General features: G+C 72.5%; 17 protein-coding genes. 8 read left to right on the top strand and 9 right to left on the bottom strand.

The window, feature by feature from the left end; all coding sequences use genetic code 11:
- Window positions 1-57: 57 nt before the first annotated feature.
- Window positions 58-561, bottom strand: coding sequence for a DUF6912 family protein (locus B9W62_RS23540; protein ID WP_087809027.1), 504 nt, complete (start codon window positions 559-561; stop codon window positions 58-60).
- 512 nt (window positions 562-1,073) lie between these two features.
- Here B9W62_RS23540 and B9W62_RS40275 point away from each other — a divergent pair.
- On the top strand, window positions 1,074-1,715 hold the full coding sequence (locus B9W62_RS40275) for an Rv3235 family protein (protein ID WP_256976784.1): 642 nt from the start codon (window positions 1,074-1,076) through the stop codon (window positions 1,713-1,715).
- 115 nt (window positions 1,716-1,830) lie between these two features.
- Here B9W62_RS40275 and secA read toward each other — a convergent pair whose 3' ends face one another.
- Window positions 1,831-4,674 carry a preprotein translocase subunit SecA gene (gene secA / locus B9W62_RS23525; RefSeq protein WP_087809025.1) on the bottom strand — a complete coding sequence of 948 codons (2,844 nt, stop codon included), beginning with the start codon at window positions 4,672-4,674 and terminating at the stop codon, window positions 1,831-1,833.
- 279 nt (window positions 4,675-4,953) lie between these two features.
- Between secA and B9W62_RS23520 the strand changes: the two genes are divergently transcribed.
- On the top strand, window positions 4,954-5,523 hold the full coding sequence (locus tag B9W62_RS23520) for a GNAT family N-acetyltransferase (RefSeq protein ID WP_087809024.1): 570 nt from the start codon (window positions 4,954-4,956) through the stop codon (window positions 5,521-5,523).
- 202 nt (window positions 5,524-5,725) lie between these two features.
- Window positions 5,726-6,901: a winged helix-turn-helix domain-containing protein gene (locus B9W62_RS23515; RefSeq protein ID WP_087809023.1), complete on the top strand. Its 1,176-nt coding sequence runs from the start codon at window positions 5,726-5,728 to the stop codon at window positions 6,899-6,901.
- A gap of 36 nt (window positions 6,902-6,937) precedes the next feature.
- Here the strand turns inward: B9W62_RS23515 and B9W62_RS23510 are convergent, their stop codons facing one another.
- The 7 genes from B9W62_RS23510 to mtnA all read right to left on the bottom strand — a co-directional run bounded on the left by B9W62_RS23510 (window position 6,938) and on the right by mtnA (window position 15,714).
- A complete protein-coding gene (locus B9W62_RS23510) occupies window positions 6,938-7,702 on the bottom strand; it encodes a response regulator (protein ID WP_087809022.1) in 765 nt (254 codons plus the stop codon).
- Window positions 7,703-7,929: 227 nt separating this feature from the next.
- The gene (hpf, locus tag B9W62_RS23505) at window positions 7,930-8,622 is read right to left on the bottom strand and encodes a ribosome hibernation-promoting factor, HPF/YfiA family (RefSeq protein WP_016326377.1); all 693 of its coding nucleotides are present in this window, start codon (window positions 8,620-8,622) and stop codon (window positions 7,930-7,932) included.
- A gap of 313 nt (window positions 8,623-8,935) precedes the next feature.
- Window positions 8,936-9,862 (bottom strand): ComF family protein, encoded by a 927-nt coding sequence (locus B9W62_RS23500; RefSeq protein ID WP_087809021.1) that lies wholly within the window; start codon window positions 9,860-9,862, stop codon window positions 8,936-8,938.
- Between the two features lie 101 nt (window positions 9,863-9,963).
- Window positions 9,964-11,811: an LpqB family beta-propeller domain-containing protein gene (locus tag B9W62_RS23495; protein WP_087809020.1), complete on the bottom strand. Its 1,848-nt coding sequence runs from the start codon at window positions 11,809-11,811 to the stop codon at window positions 9,964-9,966.
- Window positions 11,801-13,876: a two-component system sensor histidine kinase MtrB gene (mtrB, locus tag B9W62_RS23490; protein WP_087809019.1), complete on the bottom strand. Its 2,076-nt coding sequence runs from the start codon at window positions 13,874-13,876 to the stop codon at window positions 11,801-11,803. Before mtrB ends, B9W62_RS23495 begins: the two co-directional genes overlap by 11 nt.
- A gap of 1 nt (window position 13,877) precedes the next feature.
- On the bottom strand, window positions 13,878-14,567 hold the full coding sequence (gene mtrA, locus B9W62_RS23485; RefSeq protein ID WP_003975799.1) for a two-component system response regulator MtrA: 690 nt from the start codon (window positions 14,565-14,567) through the stop codon (window positions 13,878-13,880).
- Between the two features lie 4 nt (window positions 14,568-14,571).
- Window positions 14,572-15,714, bottom strand: a complete 1,143-nt coding sequence (mtnA, locus tag B9W62_RS23480) for an S-methyl-5-thioribose-1-phosphate isomerase (RefSeq protein WP_087809018.1) — start codon at window positions 15,712-15,714, stop codon at window positions 14,572-14,574.
- Between the two features lie 140 nt (window positions 15,715-15,854).
- Between mtnA and B9W62_RS23475 the strand changes: the two genes are divergently transcribed.
- The 5 genes from B9W62_RS23475 to B9W62_RS23455 are packed head-to-tail and all read left to right on the top strand — an operon-like array spanning window position 15,855 to window position 21,495.
- Window positions 15,855-17,228 (top strand): DUF7847 domain-containing protein, encoded by a 1,374-nt coding sequence (locus B9W62_RS23475; RefSeq protein WP_087809017.1) that lies wholly within the window; start codon window positions 15,855-15,857, stop codon window positions 17,226-17,228.
- 34 nt (window positions 17,229-17,262) lie between these two features.
- Entirely contained in the window at window positions 17,263-17,982 is a 720-nt protein-coding gene (locus B9W62_RS23470; RefSeq protein WP_256976783.1) for a DUF4129 domain-containing protein, read from the top strand.
- Window positions 17,979-19,196: a DUF4350 domain-containing protein gene (locus B9W62_RS23465; protein ID WP_179235623.1), complete on the top strand. Its 1,218-nt coding sequence runs from the start codon at window positions 17,979-17,981 to the stop codon at window positions 19,194-19,196. The genes B9W62_RS23470 and B9W62_RS23465 overlap by 4 nt, the downstream gene beginning before the upstream one ends.
- Window positions 19,193-20,185 carry an AAA family ATPase gene (locus tag B9W62_RS23460; RefSeq protein WP_179235622.1) on the top strand — a complete coding sequence of 331 codons (993 nt, stop codon included), beginning with the start codon at window positions 19,193-19,195 and terminating at the stop codon, window positions 20,183-20,185. The genes B9W62_RS23465 and B9W62_RS23460 overlap by 4 nt, the downstream gene beginning before the upstream one ends.
- On the top strand, window positions 20,185-21,495 hold the full coding sequence (locus tag B9W62_RS23455; protein WP_087809014.1) for a DUF58 domain-containing protein: 1,311 nt from the start codon (window positions 20,185-20,187) through the stop codon (window positions 21,493-21,495). Before B9W62_RS23460 ends, B9W62_RS23455 begins: the two co-directional genes overlap by 1 nt.
- The last annotated feature ends 69 nt before the right edge of the window (window positions 21,496-21,564 follow it).

The following is a 21,564-nucleotide window of genomic DNA, read 5'->3' as shown; positions in this document are numbered from 1 at the left end:
CCCGAAAACGTACCCGCCGCCACTGACAATCGGGACATCGAGAGGTGACGTGCCTGATCACACCAGGTTCGGAAGCTCCTGCGTCGCGTACCAGAGCAGCTCGTGGTCCTCCGCGCCGTCCACGACGAACCGGGCGTCGTCGTCCCCGCCGTCCGCCGCAGCGAGGGCCTCGGCCGCGGCGCTCACGTCGGCCTCCGCGTCGGCGGAGTCGACGTGCACCGCGGCCGCCTTGGCCAGCGGCAGCGGCCCGGCGACCCGCACCTCGCCCAGCGCCGCCGGATCGAGCCCCCGGTCGGGGCCGGCCGCGGCGGCGCCGTCGGGTACGTCGGCGGCGACCACGACCCTGCGCCGTGCCGTGGCCGGATCGGCCGCCAGCAGCCGCAGCGAGGCCAGGGCGGCCCGGTTGAGGGCGGCGTACTCCAGCTCCTCGATGTCGTCCGACAGGTACCACTCGCGCAGCGCGGGCGTGACGGCGTAGGCGACGAGCGGTCCGGTCCCCAGCTCCCCCGCCCGGTGCGCCTCGGCGAGGCCGGACAGGGTCAGGGGGACGTAGACGCGCATGAGTCTGCCGCTTTCGTGGTCGGGGACGCCGGGGGGGGGCGCCGTCGGAGCTCTCGGCGACCCGGGGAGAGCCTTCAGGATACGTGCGGGTGTCCCCTTTCGAGTCCCCACCCGTGGCCTCCGACGCGTCCACCCCGGTCCCGGAATTCACCCGCCCCACTCCGCAGTCCCGGCCTCTCCGCACCCCCGCATCACTCTGATAGGTGAACCTCCCGACCCTCGCGACCCGACCACCGGCGTCTTGCCGTGCCGCCCCTCCGCCCCGTACAAGATCCCCGACCGCGAAGTTACCGCCCGGTATCACCCGGGCCGCCGAAACGGGGACCCCCATGCGCAAGGTCATGACCCGAACCCAGCCCCGCCCCACCGCCCCCGTATTCCCTCCCACCCCACCGAAGCCGCCCCACGGCCCGCGAACCACCCCGCCCCACGCCGACCCGGGCGCCCTGTCCTCCTACGCCCCGGCGTCCACACCGTCGTACGACGCGGGGGCCGCGCTGTCGTACGGCCCGGTGGCCTCATCGCCCCACGCCCCCGGAACCGCTCCGTCGTACGGCCCGGGAGCCACGCCGTCCGGCGAACCCGGCGGGGCCCCGCCGCGGGCGAGCGGTGGTGTGCCGCCCCGCAGGCCGGGGGAGCGTGCGGGGCGGGCCGCGGCGTCCGGGGGGCGGCCGCCAGGGGCTCCGGGCCGGTCCCAGCGGTCGCGTACGCGCCCGGCGGACACCCGCCCGCCCACGGCGGGACCTGGCCGGGCCGTCCGGCCCTACACGGCGCCTGTCGTCCCCGCTCAGACGCCTCGCCGGCCCGTCCCGCAGCTGCGCCCCACCGACCACTTCGCCGAGCTCCTGCTCGGCGTCCTCAGCGGACGGCGCCCCGTCCACTCGATGCTCCGCCACACCGTCGGCCGTGCCTACGACGACCTGGCCCACCTCGCCGAACGCGGCCCGCTGCGCACCCGCGGCACCTCGCCCGTCGTCCGCGACATCGGCTACTTCGAGCCCCGGCCGGGCGCCCTGGAGGTCTTCGCGCGCATCGGCGCGGGCGACCGGCTGCGTGCCCTGGCGTTCCGCCTGGAGCAGGGCCGGGACCTGCGCTGGCGCTGCACGGCGGTGGAGGTGGGCGGCCCCCGACGGACGCGTGCGGACGACGACTGACCGTCCGCCGCGGCCGGCCTGCCGGAACACGGTCTTGGAACAGGCCGAAGGGCCGGTCACCCGAGGTGACCGGCCCTTCCCACCTCCACGGCGCCCACGCACGGGCGCCGCGCCGTCACTTCTTGCGGCGCCGCCCGCCCTTGGCCTGCTTGCGGCGCTCCGCGCGCGTGAGCCCGTCGGACTGGCCCTGCGCGGGCTCGCCGTCGGTGAACTCGCCCTCGACGACACCGCCCTCGCCGTCCACGGTCGGCGCGGAGAAATGCAGGTCCCGGCGCTGCGGCGCGTCGAGGCCCTTGGCCCGGATCTCCGGACGGGCGCCCGCCTGGGCCGGGACCGCGTCCTGCACGCCCTTGTCGAGCGACGGCGCCGCGTCCTCGACGGGGACCTCCTCGACCTGCTGCTCGACCTGGACCTCCAGGTTGAACAGGTAGCCGACGGACTCCTCCTTGATGCCCTCCATCATGGCCTGGAACATGTCGAAGCCCTCGCGCTGGTACTCGACCAGCGGGTCCTTCTGCGCCATCGCGCGCAGGCCGATGCCCTCCTGGAGGTAGTCCATCTCGTAGAGGTGCTCGCGCCACTTGCGGTCCAGGACCGACAGCACGACCCGGCGCTCCAGCTCGCGCATGATCTCGGAGCCGAGCTGCTTCTCCCGTGCCTCGTACTGCTCCATGACGTCGTCCTTGATGGACTCCGCGATGTAGTCGGCGGTCAGGCCGGCCCGGTCGCCGGCCGCCTCCTCCAGCTCCTCGACGGTGACCTTCACCGGGTAGAGCTGCTTGAAGGCGCCCCACAGCCGGTCGAGGTCCCAGTCCTCCGGGAAGCCCTCGGCGGTCTCCGCCTGCACGTAGGCGTCGATCGTGTCGTTCATGAAGTGCTGGATCTGCTCCTGGAGGTCCTCGCCCTCCAGAACGCGGCGACGCTCGCCGTAGATGACCTCACGCTGGCGGTTGAGGACCTCGTCGTACTTCAGGACGTTCTTACGGGTCTCGAAGTTCTGCGTCTCGACCTGCGACTGGGCGGACGCGATCGCGCGCGTGACCATCTTGTTCTCGATCGGCACGTCGTCCGGCACGTTCGCCATGGACATCACGCGCTCGACCATCTGGGCCTTGAACAGCCGCATCAGGTCGTCGCCCAGGGAGAGGTAGAAGCGGGACTCGCCCGGGTCGCCCTGACGGCCGGAACGACCGCGCAGCTGGTTGTCGATGCGCCGCGACTCGTGCCGCTCGGTGCCCAGGACGTAGAGGCCGCCCAGCTCCTTGACCTCTTCGAACTCGGCCTTGACCGCCTGCTCGGCCCGCTCGAGCGCGGCGGGCAGGGCCGCGGCCCACTCCTCGATGTGCTCCTCGGGGTCGAGGCCGCGCTGGCGCAGCTCCGCCTCGGCGAGGTCCTCGGGGTTGCCGCCGAGCTTGATGTCCGTACCGCGGCCGGCCATGTTCGTGGCCACCGTCACGGAGCCCTTGCGACCCGCCTGGGCGACGATCGTCGCCTCCCGGTCGTGCTGCTTGGCGTTGAGCACCTCGTGCTGGACGCCGCGCTTGCTGAGCTGCTGCGAGAGGTACTCGGACTTCTCGACCGAGGTGGTGCCGACGAGGATCGGCTGGCCCTTGCGGTGCTTCTCCTCGATGTCGTCGACGACGGCCTCGAACTTGGCGACCTCGGTGCGGTAGATCAGGTCGGACTGGTCCTTGCGCACCATGGGGCGGTTGGTCGGGATGGGCACCACGCCGAGCTTGTAGATCTGGTGGAACTCGGCGGCCTCGGTCATCGCCGTACCGGTCATGCCGGACAGACCGGGCTGTTCCTTGCCGTCGTGGTCGTGGCGCTTGTAGAGGCGGAAGAAGTTCTGGAGGGTGATCGTGGCGAGCGTCTGGTTCTCGTCCTTGATGTCCACCCCTTCCTTCGCCTCGATCGCCTGGTGCATGCCCTCGTTGTAGCGGCGGCCGGCGAGGATACGGCCGGTGTGCTCGTCGACGATCATGACTTCGCCGTCGAGGACGACGTAGTCCTTGTCCTTCTTGAACAGTTCCTTCGCCTTGATGGCGTTGTTCAGGTAGCCGACCAGCGGGGTGTTCACCGACTCGTAGAGGTTGTCGATGCCCAGCCAGTCCTCGACCTTGGCGACGCCCGACTCGTGGATGGCGACGGTGCGCTTCTTCTCGTCGACCTCGTAGTCGCCGGTCTCCTCGATGCCCTTGAGGGTGTTGCCGGCCTCGCCCTTCTTCAGGCGGGTGACCAGCTTGGCGAAGTCGCCGTACCACTTGGTGGCCTGGTCGGCCGGGCCGGAGATGATCAGCGGCGTACGGGCCTCGTCGACGAGGATGGAGTCGACCTCGTCGACGATGGCGAAGTTGTGACCGCGCTGGACGAGCTCGTCCTTGGACCACGCCATGTTGTCGCGCAGGTAGTCGAAGCCGAACTCGTTGTTCGTGCCGTAGGTGATGTCGCAGGCGTACATCTCGCGGCGCTGGGCCGGCGTCTGGTTGGCGAGGATGCAGCCGACGTTCAGGCCGAGGAACTTGTGGACGCGGCCCATCATCTCGGAGTCGCGCTCGGCCAGGTAGTCGTTGACCGTGACGATGTGCACGCCCTCGCCGGACAGGGCGTTGAGGTACGCGGGCAGCGTGCCGACGAGGGTCTTGCCCTCACCGGTCTTCATCTCGGCGACGTATCCCATGTGCAGGGCGGCGCCGCCCATGATCTGCACGTCGTAGTGGCGCTGGCCCAGCACGCGCTTGGCGGCCTCGCGGACGGTGGCGAAGGCTTCGGGCAGCAGGTCGTCAAGGCTCTCACCGTCGGCGTAGCGCTGCTTGTACTCGTCGGTGAGGGCCCGCAGCTCGGCGTCGGAGAGGTCAGCGAAGTCCTCTTCGATGGAGTTGACCTGGTCCGCGATGCGGTGCAGCTTGCGCAGGATCTTGCCTTCGCCTGCACGCATGAGCTTCGAGAGGACGGACACGGGGGTTGGTCTCCTTGCCGGTCGGGCCTGGGACGGTCGGTTTCCTGTGACGGATCGGGCAACGGCCATCGTATGCGAGGACCCCGGCGCGCCGGGAGGCCTGCTGTAACGGGGACCGTCCACTCCTTCCATCCAGCATCCCTGTCTGCTGTCACCCCTTTCAACGTCCGGGCCCCGCGGATGGTGCCGCACGATCCGTCGAATCCCACGCTGGGTGACGGGTTGTCCGCGGACGGTAAAACCTTGGCACCACCACCGGGCTCCGAGCAGAATCGGCCGATGGAACCCGTCACTCTGACCACCGACCGCCTCGTCCTGCGCACGGTCGGCCCGCAGGACATCGACGCCGTGTACGCCGCCTGCCAGGACCCCGACATCCAGCATTGGACGACGATCCCCTCCCCCTACCTCCCGGAGCACGCGCGGGGCTTCGCGGAGCAGATGGTCCCCGAGGGCTGGGCGAACGACTCGATGTTCACCTTCGGTCTCTTCCTCCCCGCAGGGGACCTGGTGGGGGTGCTCGGCATCACGATGATCTCCCTGGGCGTCGGCGAGATCGGGTTCTGGGGCACCAAGGAGCACCGCGGCCGGGGCTACGTCACCGAGGCCGCCGTCGCCGTCTCCCGCTGGGCCTTCACCGAGCGGGCCGTCGACCGCCTGGAGTGGCGCGCCGAGGTCGGCAACGAGGCCTCCCGCGCGGTGGCCCGACGCGCGGGCTACACCATGGAGGGCACGTTGCGCTCCGCGGTCAACAACAAGGGCGTACGCCGCGACTCCTGGATCGGCTCCCTCCTCCCCTCGGACCTCTCCCTCCCGTCGACGTCCCCTTACTTGCCGGCACAGACGTAGCCGCGTGGCTGGGCAGTCGCGGGCAGTCGCCCCTCCTCAGTGCCTGGACGGCCTGGGAGGTACCCCCGGGCGGCACGGGTGGGCGCAGCGGCACCTGCCGCGGCGCCCCGCACCCACGCCGGGCACCGACTGCCACCCGCCCCTGCCCCCCGACCACCGCATCCCACCCCACTGTCAGACCCACCCCCTATCGTGCGGACGTATGACGACCCTCCCGCCCCCCGCCACGGAACTGTCCGCAGACGAGGCCCGCCGCCTCGCCCTCCGCGCACAGGGCTTCCTCGGCGCCCCCGACCGCCGCGCGGGCGTCCGCGGCGTCCTCCGTCACCTGGGCGCGGTGCAGCTCGACACCATCTCGGTCCTCGCCCGCTCCCACGAACTCGTCCCGTACGCCCGCCTGGGCGCGGTCGGCCGCCGGACCGTGGACGACGCGTACTGGACGGACACCCACGCCTTCGAGTACTGGTCCCACGCCGCCTGCATCCTCCCCATCGAGGAGTGGCCCCACTTCGCCTTCCGCCGCCGCGCGTTCCGCGACCGCCCGCACTGGAACCACCACCTCCCCGACGGCGACTACGACCGCGTCGTCAAGCAGCTCCGCACCGAGGGCCCCCTCACCGCCACGGACCTGGGCGGCGCGAAGAAGACCAGCGAGTGGTGGGACTGGTCGGGCACGAAGGTCGCCGTCGAGCGCGCGCTCATGTACGGCGAGGTGGTGTGCGTGGAGCGCCGCGGCTGGAAGCGGGTGTACGACCTGGCCGAGCGCGCGGTCCCGGCCGCCCTGCGCCACGACGACCTGGACGACACCGAGTGCCTGCGCCGCCTGGTCCGGCTGGCCGGGCAGTCCCTGGGCGTCGGGACGCGCGCGGACATCGCGGACTACCACCGTCTCAAGGCCGAGCAGGTCGACGCCGTGATCGCCGACTCGGGCCTGGTGCCGGTCACGGTGCAGGGCTGGGGCCGGCCGGCCTGGGCGGACCCGGCGGCCCTGGAGACTCCCCCGCGCGGCCGTCACCGCACGACGCTGCTCTCGCCCTTCGACTCCCTCATCTGGGAGCGGGCGCGCACGGAGCGGATCTTCGGCTTCACCCATCGCCTGGAGGCCTACGTGCCCAAGCAGAAGCGGGTCCACGGCTACTTCGCGATGCCGGTCCTGGCGGGCGGCCGGCTCGTCGGCCGGGTGGACCCGGCCCGCGAGGGGCGCACCCTGGTCGCCAAGCAGGTCACGCTGGACGGCCCGAAGGCGGCCCCGGCGGTGGCCCAGGCGCTGGTCGAGGCGGCGAGCTGGGTGGACTGCACGGACGTACGGGTGGAGCGGGTCGGGACACCGGAGCTGCGCGAACCCCTCACCCGGGAGCTGGCCCGGCTGCTCGCCTGACCGGGAACCGGTGCGTCACCGGCTCGGCGGCGCGGCTCACCGGATCTCGAGGATCTTCTCCCGCATCGCGTACACCACGGCCTCCATCCTGGAGTGCAGCTGTAGCTTCTCCAGGATGTTGCGCACGTGGTTCTTCACGGTGTTCTCGGAAATGAACAGTTCCTTCGCGATGTCGCGGTTGTTCATTCCCGTGGCGACGAGTTTGAGGACCTCCAGCTCGCGGTCCGTGAGCCGTGGCGCGGGCACCAGTCGCCGTTCGTCGGTGCGCTGGATCATCGACTTGAACTCGGTGAGCAGTTTCGACGCCATGGAGGGACTGATCTGGGACTGCCCGTCGGCCACCGCGCGAATGGCGGTGGCCACCTCGTCCGTCGAGATCTCCTTGAGGAGATAACCGGTGGCGCCCGCCTTGATCGCGTCGTAGAGGTCGGCCTCCTCGTCGCTGATCGTCAGCATGATGATCTTTGCGCTGGGGGCCACCTCCTTGATGGAGGTGCAGGCCTCGATACCGCCCCGCTTGGGCATCCGCACATCCATCAGGATGATGTCCGGCAGCAGATCGGCGGCCTTCTCCACGGCCTCGGCGCCGTCCCCGGCCTCTCCGACGACCTGGATGTCCTCCTCGGCCGCCAGCACGATCTCCAGGCCGCGGCGGAAGAGGGCGTGGTCGTCCACGACCAGCACCCTGATCGGCTCCTCGCGTGCGGAGCCCGCGTCCGCGTCCGGGCCCATGCCGGATGCCCCGTCGTCGATCCCGTGGTCGACGCCCGCGCCCCGCATCGGTCCGAAACTGTCCGCCATCGTTCCTCCCCCTGAAGGCTGTGGCACGTGGTCCTGAGCCATCGCCAACCCAGAGCAACAACCCACCGGTTGGGCCGTTGCCGCCATGATTCCATGCCCGGCCGACAGCGGGGTGACCGAACGGGCAGCGTTGGGGTCGCACACCCTCGCGCACCGTCGCACGCCGGTGCCCCTGGGGGCGCACACGCGCTCCAGGGGCACCGGCGTCCGTCACCCGGCGGGGCGGGTCAGCCGCCGAGCGCGTCCCCCGCGTCGGGGGCATGCGCCTGGGTGACCATCGTGTCCGTGGTCAGGTGGATCACGCCGTAGTCGTAGGCGTGCCGCCGGTAGACGACGCTGGGCTCCTTCGTCTCGGAATCGACGAACAGGTAGAAGTCGTGCCCGACCAGCTCCATCTCGTAGAGCGCCTGGTCGAGGGACATCGGTGCGGCCACGTGGGTCTTCTCCCGGACGACGAGCGGGCCGTCGCCCTGGACCTCCAGCGAGCCGATCTTCTTGGTGGGTACGCCGTCCTGCTTCTCCGTCGGGACGACGTCGCCGTTCCCGTTGAGCGTCGCCGCGCCGGGTACGTGGTCGGCGACCTCGGCCGCCGAGATCCGACGTGCGCCGCGGCGCGAGAAGCGCTTGTCGTGCTGCTTGCGCAGCCGTGCGCCGAGCTTCTCCGCCGCCAGGTCGAGCGCCGCGTAGGGGTCGCTCGCCGCCGCCTCCGCCCGGATCACCGGACCGCGGGAGCGGAGCGTGATCTCCACTCGGTCACAGCGGTCCGCCTGCCGGGGGTTCGGCTCCTTGGACACCTCGACGTCGAGGCTGATCACCTTGCCATCGAGCTTCTGGATCTTCTCCAGCTTCAGCTTCTCGGCCACGTGCTTCCGGAACCGCTCGGGCACCTCGGTCTTGCGGCCCTTGACGACGATGTCCACGCAGAACTCCGTTCCCGGATCGCTCCGCTTCGACGGCGGAGCATCTCCCTTTCGCACCAGGTTCCGGTCCATCCCGAAACCTCGGACTCGGTGACGTCCACCTCCTCCCCCGCGGGCGGGATCTCCACTCCACCGGTGCGGGTGATGACGATGAAACCCGCAGCACGGCATTCGGATTTGAGAGGTGTGGCCTGCGGCTTTGCCTCACAACCGAACATATCTCGCCCGGACGGATGTCGTCACCCTCTACCGCGGCGTACCTCCGTTCCGGTGAATTGACTCGCTCATTACCTGCAACGACGTAAGTTCCCAGTCAGTTCCGGTTTATTTCGAAGGAATCCGGTGAAGCCGCGACCACTGCCGCGCGGATCGCCTCACTGATCACGCCACCGCCTCCATGCGGACCCGCCATTCGGGGCCCGGTCTTCCGTTCCTCTCTGCCTTCCCCTGCCGCCGCCGGATACACAGCCGATCTCGCCGTCCCGTACGTGCCGGGCCCGGTCCCCGACTCAACGGCGGTGGTCCGCGCCGCGCGCACCGCCCGCGCCGCCTCGGCCAGCGACGCCCCCGTCGTCATCAGGTCGTCGACCAGGACGACCGGCCCGCCGCGCAGCAGCCCGCCACCGCCCGGCGCCACCGCCAGCGCGCCCGCGAGGTTGGCCAGCCGCCGACGCGCGTCGAGGCCCGACTGGTCGGCCACGGCGTACCGCTGTCGCAGCACCGCCGTCACCCGGGCCGACACCCCGGTGCGCCGCAGTTCGCCCGCCGCGACGAGGGCGATCCGCCGCGCCGGGTCGTGCCCGCGCGTCCGCACCGCGCCCCGTGCCGACGGCACGGGCACCAGCAGCACCGGACCCGGCCCCGGCTCCGGCACGCGTCGTATGCCGCCCACGTCGGAGGCACCCGCTCCGCCCGTGACCGTCCACGTCTCCCGGAGCCCCGCCCGCACCGCTCCCGCCAGTGCCGCGCCGAGCGGGCCCGCGAGGGCCAGCACGCCCCGTTCCTTGTGGGCCAGCAGCGCCGCCCGCACCTCGTCCGCGTACGGCGCGGCCGCGTGCACCGGAGGCAGGCCCGGCGGCTCCGGATGCGGACGCACCCGGCACGGCGGGTCACCGCTCAACGCCGTACGGCACCGGGGGCACAGCACCTCGCGTGCCCTGCCGCAGCCGCCGCACTCGGCCGGCAGCACCAGGTCCGTGAGGTCCGTCCACCATTCCCGCACTGTCCGCAATCCCCGCATGGCCACCACTGTGCCCACGTGTGCGGAGCCCTGCCAGGCCTGTGGAAAACCTGGCCCGCCTCCTGTGGAAAACCCGGTCGGTCACGGCAGGGCCGGACGCCTCACCCCGGATAGACCGGCGCGGTCCCCTCCGTCACCTTCTGCCACTGGAGCCCGGACGGCAGCCGCACGATGAGGTCCTCCGAGTACGCCACCAGCGGCAGCCGCTCGTCCTCGGTCGCGGCGATCTCCTTGACGCCGGTCAGCGCCGCGGGCACCGATGCCTCCGGCGTCGAGCCGTCGACCTGGACGTAGCCGATCTGCTGCACGCCTCCGCGCTCGCGCCCGACCACCACGAGCCGGGCGTCGCCCGCCCAGGACATGGCCGTGACCTCCTCCAGCTCGGGCGTCGCGGAGCGCAGTTCCAGCACGGTGACCGCGGGCGGCTCGCCGGCCTTCCCGTCCCGTTCGATCCGTCCGATGAGCAGCGACCGCTTGTCGTCCTTCTCCACGACCAGCGCGATCCGCACCCCGTCGGCGGCCACCCGCACGGCCTGGACGCGCCCGTCGAGGCCCGGCGTGCGCACCTCCACCGGATCGCCCGCGCCGTCCTCCAGCAGCAGCAGCCGCGGATCGGCCGGGTTGCGGTCGGCGATCCACAGGTCGCCCTGCGTGTCCCAGCTGGGCGGGGTCAGCCGGTCCGTCTCCGACTTGCCCTGGCTGCTCAGCACGGGGTCGCCGAGCGAACCGCCCGATACCAGCGAACCGACGTACAGCGACTTGTTGTCGAGACCGATCCCGGCCGCGCTGTGCTCGTCGCGCGCGACCGCCACCGACCGCAGGGCACGGTTGCCCTCGCCCAGCGGGCCGGGCACGGGTTCGGCCCGGGTCCCGTTGCTGCCGGCGGCGATCCGCACCAGCCGGTCCTTCTCGTCGACGAAGTACAGGTAGTCGGGCCGCTGTCCCGAGCCGCGCGTCGCCACCGTCTCGGCCCGGTCCTCGGAGAGCGAGCACAGCTTCTCACCGCCCGAACGCAGCTCGACCTCCTCCACCGCCGGGGTGAGGTTCTGCAATGTGAAGAGGAGCTGCGCGGCCATCTCGTCGCACTTTTCCGCGCCGGCCCGGGCCGCCTTGTCGTTCAGCGGCACGGTCAGCTTGCTGCGGTCGTCGGGCGCCAGCGCGCCGGCGTTCTTCGCCAGCGCCGTCCCGGTCGGGAAGCTGGACCTGACCACGGGGCCCAGCAGGCTCGTCGGCCCGCTCAGCAGGGAACGCACCACCTGGGTCATCGGATCCACGCGCCGGCGCACGTAGACGGGATCGGCGACGGCGGCCGGCTCCCGGACCGGTTCGTTCTCGGCGGCCGCGCGCACCGCGGTGTTCGAGGCGAAGTAGTACCGGTTGACCGACATGTAGTTGCGCTGGAAGTCGGACTTGCCCATGACGACGCCCTGCGGCAGCACGTCGATGCGCCACTGCTTGGTCTTGCCGTCCCGGCTGAGGTGCACCGACTCGCGGTACGCGCCGTCGGCCGGCGCGTAGGACTGCTGCGCGTCCACCGTCGCCACCCTGGTGCCGGTCAGGGTCATCGAGTAGTCGTTGGCGTCCTCGCGGTTGCCCGAGTGGTCGGACTCCGTTCCGGGCCCGCCCGCCAGCACCGTCGCCGACTCGTCCGGCCGCCAGTTCTTCGCGGCGTCACCGGTCAGGTACTTGCGCGCCGTCTCGTAGTGCGGGTCGTCGCTGGTCAGCGCCTCCAGGAAGCCCTGCACGATGTCGGAGGGCGGAGCGTCCTCCTGCGGCGGCATCGCGAACACCCGTACCTGCGGGTCCTGCCGGGGCGTGGACTCCACACCCCGGAGGTCCCCGCTGTCGGGCATGGCCGCACATCCGGCCAGCAGTACGACACCCCCGACGGCGTACGCCACCACGCGGACCGGCCCGCGCCGACCGCCCCTCCCGCGGTCAGCGCCCACGAGATGCCTCCCCTTGCCTGCTCGAGTCCTCAGGACCGGCGTCCGGGCGGTCCGCCGCCTGCGGTGCCGGCCCGCCGTCCTGTCTCCGGGCGCCCGACACGGGCCGGGGCACCACGCGCGCGCCGTTGCCCGGCAGTGCCGTCGGATCGGCCGTGGGGGCCACCGTGGCCTGCCGGGGTGTTATCGGCCCCCGCGCGGACACCGCGGCGGCCTGCCCGGCCGACACCTGCGCCGGAACGCCGACCGACCGGTCCGTGCCGTGGGCCACCGCCGGATCGGCGAGGCCCGCGTCGTTGAGCCCGCGGTTGCGGCGCGAGTCCGTCGGCTCCAGCGGTATCGGCGAACCCCTGAGCGGCTCGTCCGCGGTCCTGGGCAGCGTCAGCCGGAACTGCGAGCCGCCACCGGGCTCCCCCCAGGCTTGCAGCCAGCCGCCGTGCAGCCGCGCGTCCTCCAGGGCGATCGACAGGCCCAGCCCCGTACCGCCGGTGGTACGCGCGCGTGCCGGGTCGGCCCGCCAGAAGCGGCTGAAGACCCGGGTGGCCTCGCCCGGCTTGAGTCCGACGCCGTAGTCGCGCACCGCGACGGCGACCGCGCCCCCGGCCGCGGCGAGCTTGACGACGACGTCCCGGCCCTCGCCGTGCTCGACGGCGTTGACGACGAGGTTGCGCAGCACGCGTTCCACGCGCCGGGCGTCCGCCTCGGCGACGACGGGCTGCTGGTCGCCGGCGACGCGTATCTCCGTGCCCTTGCGCTCGGCGAGCGGCTCCGCACCGCTGACGACGCGCCGTACGACCTCCCTGAGGTCTATCGGCTCCGCCTCCAGCGCCGCGGCGCCCGCGTCGAAGCGGCTGATCTCCAGCAGGTCGGCCAGCAGCGTCTCGAACCGGTCCAGCTGGTCGGCGAGCAGTTCCGCCGACCGCGCGGTCACCGGATCGAAGTCCACGCGCGCGTCGTGGATGACGTCGGCCGCCATCCGCACGGTGGTCAGGGGAGTGCGCAGTTCGTGCGACACGTCGGAGACGAACCGCCGCTGCATCCGGGACAGGTCCTCCAGCTGGCTGATCTTGAGCTGGAGGTTCTGCGCCATCTTGTTGAAGGCCTCGCCGAGCCGGGCGATGTCGTCCTCGCCGGTGACCTTCATCCGTTCCTGGAGCCGCCCGGCCGACAGCCGCTCGGCGATGCTCGCCGCCATCCGTACGGGCGTGACGACCTGGCGCACCACAAGCCAGGCGATGGCCCCCAGCAGCACGACGACGAAGAGCCCGGCCGTCGCCAGGGTGCCCCTGACCAGGCTGAGGGACTTCTCCTCCTGGGTGAGCGGGAAGAGGTAGTACAGCTGGTACGGCTCGCCGTTCGGGTCGTTGACCTGCTTGCCGATGACCAGTCCGGGCTGGGACGCCTGGTCGGAGTTGTAGACGATCCGGGTGTAGCTCTGGGCGGCCGCGGTGTCGCCGTCGATCCGCTGCCGCAGGTCCTCGGGGACGCTGACCGCCCAGTCGACCGATCCGGAGGCACGCGGACCGCGTCCGCTGCCGCTCTCCCCGCCCATGGGGAGGGTGACCACGTCGAAGGCGCTCTGGCCGCCGCTGGAGAGCGATTTCACCAGCTCGCTCATCCACTGGATGACGTTCTGCGAGGGACGCCCGTCCGCGGGGGCGCCGTCGTCGCCGTTGGTGCTCGCCGCCTCCTCGGCCTTCTGCTTGGCCGCCGTGAAACCACCGGTGGCCTGGCTCTGGGAGGCCTTGACCTTGGCGTCCAGCAGCCCGTTGCGGACCTGCCCGATCACCACGAAACCGAGCAGCAGCACCACGCCCAGCGACATCAGCAGGGTGGTGGCGACGACCTTGAGCTGGATGTTGCGCCGCCATAGCCGCATGACCGGCAGCAGCGGACGGCGCACCCAGCGCATGAACAGTCGGAGCACCGGGCTGCCCTGCACCCCGCCGTGCAGCAGCCCGCCCTCCAGCACCCGGCCGAAGAGGCGGGAGCCGGCGCTCCGGTGGCCGACAGGCCGTCCGGCGCGGGCCCCGGACCCGGGCGCCGAAGCGGCACTGTCCCTGGCCATGTCAGCTCGGTCCGGCCTTGTAGCCGACGCCGCGGACGGTCACCACGATCTCCGGCTTCTCCGGGTCCTTCTCGACCTTGGAGCGCAGCCGCTGGACGTGCACGTTGACCAGGCGGGTGTCGGCGGCGTGCCGGTAGCCCCAGACCTGCTCGAGGAGCACCTCGCGCGTGAACACCTGCCACGGCTTGCGGGCCAGCGCCACCAGCAGGTCGAACTCCAGCGGGGTCAGCGCGATCGACTGCCCGTCCCGCTTCACAGAGTGACCGGCCACGTCGATGACCAGGTCGCCTATGGCGAGCTGTTCCGGCGCCGGCTCCTCCGACCGCCGCAGGCGTGCCCTGATGCGGGCCACCAGCTCCTTCGGCTTGAACGGCTTCACGATGTAGTCGTCGGCGCCCGACTCCAGGCCCACCACGACGTCGACGGTGTCACTCTTCGCCGTCAGCATCACGATCGGCACACCCGACTCCGCCCTGATCAGGCGGCACACCTCGATGCCGTCCCGGCCGGGCAGCATCAGGTCGAGCAGTACCAGGTCGGGCTTGGTCTCCCGGAAGGCGGCCAGCGCCTTGTCGCCGTCGGCTACGAAAGATGGCTCAAAACCCTCACCACGCAGCACAATGCCGAGCATCTCGGCCAGTGCGGTGTCGTCGTCGACGACAAGGACTCGTCCCTTCATAAACGACATCATCCCATTAGCTAATCGTTACCTGGCGTGACCTGGCACACAGCACGGCCAGGGCCTCGGCCGTCACGGGCGAAACCACGCCCTCCTCGGTGACGATCGCCGTCACCAATTCGGGCGGAGTCACATCGAACGCCGGGTTGTACGCCTGGGTCCCCAGGGGTGCCACCGGAATCCCGCCTCCCGCTCCAGCCACCGGCACCTGGGGTGCTGTGACCTCGGTCACCTCATATCCGGGGCGCTGCTCCACTTCGATGGACGCCCCGTCCGGCGTGTCCGGATCCACCGTCGTGACCGGCGCCACCACGATGAACGGCACATGGTGGTAGCGCGCGAGCACCGCGAGCGGATAGCTCCCCACCTTGTTCGCCACCGAACCGTCGGCCGCGATGCGGTCCGCGCCGATCAGCACCGCGTCCACCTCACCCGCCGCGAACAGCGAACCCGCCGCGTTGTCGGTGAGCAAGGTGTACGCCATGTCGTTGCGGGCCGCCTCGTATGCCGTCAGGCGAGCACCTTGCAGCAAGGGACGCGTTTCGTCCACCCACAGGCGCCGCAGCCGCCCCGACCGGTGCGCCGCGAGCGCCACCGCGAAGGCGGTCCCCTCACCGCCCGACACCAGCGAACCGGTGTTGCAGTGCGTGAGGACGCGGTGCCCCCCGGCGGGCAGCAGCTCGTCGAGCAGCGCCAGCCCGTGCGCGGCCATCCGGGCGCTGGCCTCGGCATCCTCCCGGTGCAGCGCCCGCGCCGCGGCCAGCGCCGCCGCGGCCGCCTGCCGGGTGTCACCGGTCCTGGCGAGCGCCTCCTGGTGGGCGCCCTGCGCCCGCCGCACTCCGACGGCGAGGTTCACGGCGGTGGGCCGGGCCCCCGCCAGCGCCGCCGCGGCCTCCTCGACCTCGAAGCCGCGCACGGCGGCGAGCGCGATCCCGTAGGCGCCCGCGATGCCCAGCAGCGGTGCCCCGCGCACGGCGAGCGAGCGGATCGCCTCCACCAGCGCGGCCGGATCCGTGCACACCAGCTCGATCTCCTCGGCCGGCAGCCTGGTCTGGTCGAGCAGCACCAGCACCGGGCCCTCGGGGGGTTCCTCCCAACGGAGGACCGGTATCCCGGTCGGCCGCTTGTCCTCGCCGTTTCGCGCGCCCTGATCAGCCATGCGGTCAGTCTGCCCCCTGTACGTCGGACAATTGAAGGTGCCGAGCCCCTACCGCGCCCGGTCCGCACCCGACGCCCCCATGGCACGATGGCTGCCAACCTGCCGCCGCGACCCCGCGCGGGCACCGTGAAGGAGCCACGATGAACGACACTCCGGGCTGGGCTTCGCCCGGATCCGCCCCGTCCGACGGGCACGAGCCCGGCGCGTCCGGCCCCGCCGGACCCGCCGACCGCCCCGCCGGCCCCGATCAGCCCGCGCCGCCCGCGGACCGGCCGGGTGCGGAACCGACGAGCCCCGGCACGAAGTGGTCCAAGGAGCAGCCGCCCCCGGCCCAGTGGTCCGCGCCCACCGGCCCCGCGGACCAGGGCCAGGCCCCGCCTCCGCCGCCACCGGGCCCGGGCTGGGGCACACCGCCCCCCGGACCTCCCGGAGGCGGCTACGGAGGCTACGGCGGCCCGCGCGGGGGCTACGGAGGCTACGGCGCCCCCGGTGGCCCCGGCGGCTGGGGAGGCGGCTGGGGCGGTCCCCCGCCCGCGGCCAAGCCCGGCGTGATCCCGCTCCGCCCGCTCGGTGTGGGCGAGATCCTCGACGGCGCCGTCTCCACCATGCGCACCTACTGGCGCACCGTCCTCGGTATCTCCCTGACCGTCGCCATCCTCACGGAGATCGTCGTCGTACTGCTCCAGGGCCTGGTCCTGGACGACTCCGGCGCCGAGGCCCTCAACGACCCCGACGCCACCCTGAGCGAACTCGGCGACGCGCTCGCCGAGACCACGATCAACTCCGGCGTCGTCTTCCTGATCTCCCTGATCGGCACCGTGCTGGCCACGGCCCTGCTCACCACCGTCACCAGCCGCGCCGTACTCGGCAGGCCCGTGACCACCGGCGAGGCCTGGCGCGACGCCCGCCCCCAGGTGCTGAAGCTGTTCGGGCTGATCCTCCTGCTGCTGCTCATCGTCGCCGGACTCGTGACGGCCGGTATGACACCCGGTCTCCTCGTCACCGCCACCGCGGGCGGCGAGGCCGGGGTCGCCCTGACCGCCCTGGGCTTCCTGGCGGGCGGTGTCGTCGCGATCTGGCTCATGGTCCGCTTCTCCCTGGCGTCCCCCGCGCTCATGCTGGAGAAGCAGGGCATCAAGAAGGCGATGGGCCGCTCGGTGAAGCTGGTGCGCGGCTCCTGGTGGCGCGTCTTCGGCATCCAGCTGCTCGCCACGGTCATCGCCAACGTCGTCGCGTCGATCATCGTGATCCCCTTCGCCTTCCTCGCCGCGACCCTCGGCGGCGACGGCGTCGGCGGCTTCCTGGACGGCACCGGCGACCTCGGCTGGACGTTCCTCGTCGTCAGCGGCATCGGCTCGGTGATCGGCTCCATGATCACCTTCCCGATCACGGCGGGCGTGACCGTACTGCTGTACATCGACCAGCGCATCCGCCGCGAGGCCCTCGACCTCGAACTGTCCCGAGCCGCCGGCGCCCAGGGCTCCAGCGGCTCCGGCGCCGTCCCGGGGAGCTGACGGGGTGAGTCCGGCGGGGGGAGCCGTCACCGAGGTGCTGTCACGCGCCGCCCTACGAACGGTGTCGCGCTCCGGCGACGAACCGCCGGTGACGATCCCGCGCGACCCCGCGCGGGAGGCAGCGCGGCGAGAACTGTCCAAAGGCATGTACCACGAGAACGACCCCAGCTGGTTCCAGCGGGCCCTGAACGCCTTCTGGGACTGGATCGGAGAGCTGTTCAGCACGGCGTCCACCGCGACTCCCGGCGGGACGCTCGGCCTGGTCGTCGTCATCCTGGCCGTCGTGGCGGTGCTGGGCGCCCTCTGGTGGCGCCTGGGCACCCCCCGCCGCAGTGCCGTCTCCGCCCCCGCCCTCTTCGACGACCGCCCCCGCAGCGCCGCCGACCACCGCGCCGCCGCCCAGGCACACGCCGCCCAGGGACACTGGAGCCAGGCCGTCCAGGAACGCATGCGGGCCGTCGTCCGCGCCCTCGAGGAACGCGCCCTGCTCGACATCCGCCCCGGCCGCACCGCCGACGAGGCGGCCACCGAGGCGGGCCTCGCCCTACCCGCGCACCGGGACCGGCTGCGCACCGCCGCCCGGGACTTCGACGACGTCGCGTACGGCGGCCGGCCCGGCAGCGAGGAGTCGTACCGACGCCTCACCGAACTCGACCACGACCTGGACCGCAGCAAGCCGCACCTGGCGAGCAGCACGGCCGGCAGCCCCACGGGGAACGCGGACCGGGACACCCGCCGGGGAGCCGCCGAATGACCACCGAGGCCACGCTCCCCACCACCGCGGCCTCGCCCACCGCCCGCCAACTGTGGACCCGCGCGCGGGGCATCGCGCTCGCCCTCGTCCTGCTGCTCGTCGGCGCCGTCGCCATCGCGGTCGTCCGCTCCGACGCCCGGCACGGAGAACTCGACCCGCGCTCCGCCGATCCCTACGGCAGCCGCGCCGTCGCCGAACTCCTCGCCGACCGGGGGGTCTCCACGCGCGTGGTCACCACCCTGGACGAGGCGCGGGCCGCGGCCGGCCCGGACACCACCCTGCTGGTGGCCGTGCCCGACCTCCTGACGGAACGCCAGCAGACGGGACTGCACTCGGCGATGTCCGGCTCCGGTGGCCGCACCGTCCTGGTCGCCCCCGGCGGCGCTGCCGTCGAACGCCTCGTTCCCGGCGTCACCGCCGACCCCGCGCTCAGCCTCGACTCGACGCTGGCCCCCGCCTGCGACCTGCCCGCCGCACGGCGCGCGGGCACCGCAGACACGGGAGGCATCCGCTACAGCACCCACCTCGAAGCCGACGCCTGCTACCCCAGCCGGCGCCTGGCCACCCTCCTGCGCGTCCCCGAACCGTCCACGACGGCGCCCGCGGAGGGCACCCCGGGAGACACCGTCGTCCTCGGCGCCCGCGACATCCTCTTCAACAACCACCTCGACGAGCACGGCAACGCCTCGCTCGCCCTCCAACTCCTCGGCTCCCGCGACCACCTGGTCTGGTACCTCCCCTCCCTCTCCGACCTCCCGGACCCGGACGACGAACGCAGCTTCTTCGACCTGCTCCCGTCCGGCTGGCTCTGGGGCACCCTTCAGCTCTTCATCGCCGCCACCCTCGCCGCCCTGTGGCGGGCACGCCGACTCGGCCCCCTGGTGCCCGAGAAACTCCCCGTCGCGATCCGCGCCTCCGAAACCGTCGAAGGCCGCGCCCGCCTCTACCGCAAGGCGAACGCCCGCGACCGCGCCGCCACCGCTCTTCGCTCCGCCACCCGCACCCGCCTCGCCCCTCTCGTAGGCGTCCCCGTCACCCAGGCGCACACACCCGAGTCCCTGCTGCCCGCCCTGGCTGCCCATCTCCACGGCGCACCCGGCGACGGACAGACCCTGCACACCCTCCTCTTCGGCCCGCCGCCCGGCGACGACGCGGCCCTCATCGCACTCGCCGACCAACTCGACGCCCTCGAAAGAGAGGTACGCCGTCCATGATGGACCCGACCACTGACAACGCCGGGCAGAGCGCGGCCCCGGGCAACGCCCGCGCCGCCCTCGAAGCCCTGCGCGCCGAGATCGCCAAGGCCGTGGTCGGCCAGGACGCCGCCGTCACCGGTCTCGTCGTAGCCCTGCTCTGCCGCGGCCACGTCCTCCTCGAAGGCGTCCCCGGAGTCGCCAAGACCCTCCTCGTCCGCACCCTCGCCGCGGCCACCGAACTCGACACCAAACGCGTCCAGTTCACCCCCGACCTGATGCCGAGCGACGTCACCGGCTCCCTGGTCTACGACGCCCGCACCACCGAGTTCTCCTTCCAGCCCGGCCCGGTCTTCACCAACCTCCTCCTCGCCGACGAGATCAACCGCACGCCCCCGAAGACCCAGTCGTCCCTCCTCGAAGCCATGGAGGAACGCCAGGTCACGGTGGACGGCACGCCCCGCCCGCTCCCCGAGCCCTTCCTCGTCGCGGCCACCCAGAACCCGGTCGAGTACGAGGGCACCTATCCGCTCCCGGAAGCCCAGCTCGACCGCTTCCTCCTCAAGCTCACCGTCCCGCTCCCCACCCGCCAGGACGAGATCGACGTCCTCACCCGCCACGCGGCCGGCTTCAACCCGCGCGACCTGCGCGCCGCCGGCGTACGCCCCGCCGCGAACGCCGCCGACCTGGAGGCCGCCCGCGCGGAGGCCGCCAAGACGACCGTCTCCCCGGAGATCACCGCCTACGTCGTCGACATCTGCCGCGCCACCCGTGCGTCGCCGTCCCTCACCCTCGGCGTCTCCCCACGCGGAGCCACGGCCCTGCTGTCGACCTCCCGCGCGTGGGCCTGGCTCACCGGCCGCGACTACGTCACGCCCGACGACGTGAAGGCCCTGGCCCTGCCCACCCTCCGCCACCGCGTCCAACTGCGCCCGGAGGCCGAGATGGAGGGCGTCACCGCGGACTCGGTCATCAACGCGATCCTCGCCCACGTCCCCGTTCCCCGCTGATGGCTCTCACCGGACGCGCCGCGCTCATCGCGGCCCTGGCCTCCGTCCCCGTCGGCGTCTGGGACCCGAGCTGGACGGGCATCCTCGCGGTCAACGCACCGCTGGCCGTCGCCTGCGCCTGCGACTTCGCCCTGGCCGCCCCCGTACGGCGCCTCGGCCTGACCCGCTCCGGCGACGCCTCCGCCCGCCTGGGCGAGACCGCCGACGTCACCCTGACGGTCACCAACCCGTCGGGCCGCCCGCTCCGTGCCCGCCTGCGCGACGCCTGGCCGCCCAGCAGCTGGCAGCCCGGCACCGAGACCGCGGCCTCCCGCCACAGCCTGACCGTGCCCGCCGGGGAACGCCGCCGCGTGACCACGCGCCTGCGCCCCACCCGCCGCGGCGACCGCCACGCGGACCGCGTCACGATCCGGTCCTACGGCCCCCTGGGCCTCCTCACCCGCCAGGGCACCCACCGGGTCCCCTGGACGGTACGCGTCCTCCCTCCGTTCACCAGCCGCAAGCACCTCCCCTCCAAGCTGTCCCGGCTCCGCGAACTCGACGGCCGCACCAGCGTCCTCACCCGCGGCGAGGGCACGGAGTTCGACAGCCTGCGCGAGTACGTCCCCGGCGACGACACCCGCTCCATCGACTGGCGCGCGACAGCCCGCCACTCCACCGTCGCCGTACGCACCTGGCGCCCCGAGCGCGACCGGCACATCCTGCTCGTCCTCGACACCGGCCGTACCTCGGCCGGCCGCGTGGGAGACGCCCCTCGCCTAGACGCCGCCATGGACGCCGCCCTGCTCCTGGCCGCGCTGGCCTCCCGCGCGGGCGACCGCGTCGACCTCCTCGCCTACGACCGCCGCGTACGCGCCCTGCTCCAGGGCCGCACCGCTGGTGACGTCCTTCCGTCCCTGGTCAACGCCATGGCCACCGTGGAACCGGAGCTGGTGGAAACAGACGCGCGCGGTCTTGCGGCGACCACGCTCCGGTCGGCTCCCCGCCGCTCCCTGATCGTGCTGTTCACGACGCTCGACGCCGCCCCGATCGAAGAGGGACTGCTCCCCGTCCTGCCACAGCTGACCCAGCGCCACACGGTTCTCGTGGCCTCGGTGTCCGACCCGCACGTCTCACGGATGGCCCAAGCCCGCGGCCACACGGACGCCGTCTACGAGGCCGCGGCGGCCGCACAGGCCCAGTCGGAGCGCCGCCACATCGCCGACCAACTACGCCGGCACGGCGTGACGGTCGTCGACGCGACCCCGGACGAACTTCCTCCAGCACTCGCAGACGCCTACCTGGAACTCAAAGCAGCAGGCCGGCTGTAAGAAGGGCGGGGCCCGTAGGCCCCGCCCAATATCGGTTCAACCACCCTTGATTCAGCCGACCCCTAAACG

Origin of the sequence: Streptomyces sp. CS113, from assembly GCF_002188365.1 — a bacterium.
Lineage (GTDB): Bacteria > Actinomycetota > Actinomycetes > Streptomycetales > Streptomycetaceae > Streptomyces > Streptomyces tendae.
The sequence above is the reverse complement of the archived record's forward strand: the minus strand, read 5'-3'. Positions and strand labels throughout refer to the sequence as shown.

Excerpts from the sequence above, each read along its gene's own strand:
- B9W62_RS23540 (WP_087809027.1), bottom strand. The coding sequence starts at position 561 with ATGCGCGTCTACGTCCCCCTGACCCTGTCCGGCCTCGCCGAGGCGCAC.
- mtrA (WP_003975799.1), bottom strand. The coding sequence starts at position 14,567 with ATGATGTCGTTTATGAAGGGACGAGTCCTTGTCGTCGACGACGACACC.
- mtnA (WP_087809018.1), bottom strand. The coding sequence starts at position 15,714 with ATGGCTGATCAGGGCGCGCGAAACGGCGAGGACAAGCGGCCGACCGGG.
- B9W62_RS23520 (WP_087809024.1), top strand. The coding sequence starts at position 4,954 with ATGGAACCCGTCACTCTGACCACCGACCGCCTCGTCCTGCGCACGGTC.
- B9W62_RS23455 (WP_087809014.1), top strand. The coding sequence starts at position 20,185 with ATGGCTCTCACCGGACGCGCCGCGCTCATCGCGGCCCTGGCCTCCGTC.
- B9W62_RS23475 (WP_087809017.1), top strand. The coding sequence starts at position 15,855 with ATGAACGACACTCCGGGCTGGGCTTCGCCCGGATCCGCCCCGTCCGAC.
- mtrB (WP_087809019.1), bottom strand. The coding sequence starts at position 13,876 with ATGGCCAGGGACAGTGCCGCTTCGGCGCCCGGGTCCGGGGCCCGCGCC.
- B9W62_RS23465 (WP_179235623.1), top strand. The coding sequence starts at position 17,979 with ATGACCACCGAGGCCACGCTCCCCACCACCGCGGCCTCGCCCACCGCC.
- B9W62_RS23460 (WP_179235622.1), top strand. The coding sequence starts at position 19,193 with ATGATGGACCCGACCACTGACAACGCCGGGCAGAGCGCGGCCCCGGGC.
- B9W62_RS23500 (WP_087809021.1), bottom strand. The coding sequence starts at position 9,862 with ATGCGGGGATTGCGGACAGTGCGGGAATGGTGGACGGACCTCACGGAC.
- B9W62_RS23510 (WP_087809022.1), bottom strand. The coding sequence starts at position 7,702 with ATGGCGGACAGTTTCGGACCGATGCGGGGCGCGGGCGTCGACCACGGG.
- B9W62_RS23515 (WP_087809023.1), top strand. The coding sequence starts at position 5,726 with ATGACGACCCTCCCGCCCCCCGCCACGGAACTGTCCGCAGACGAGGCC.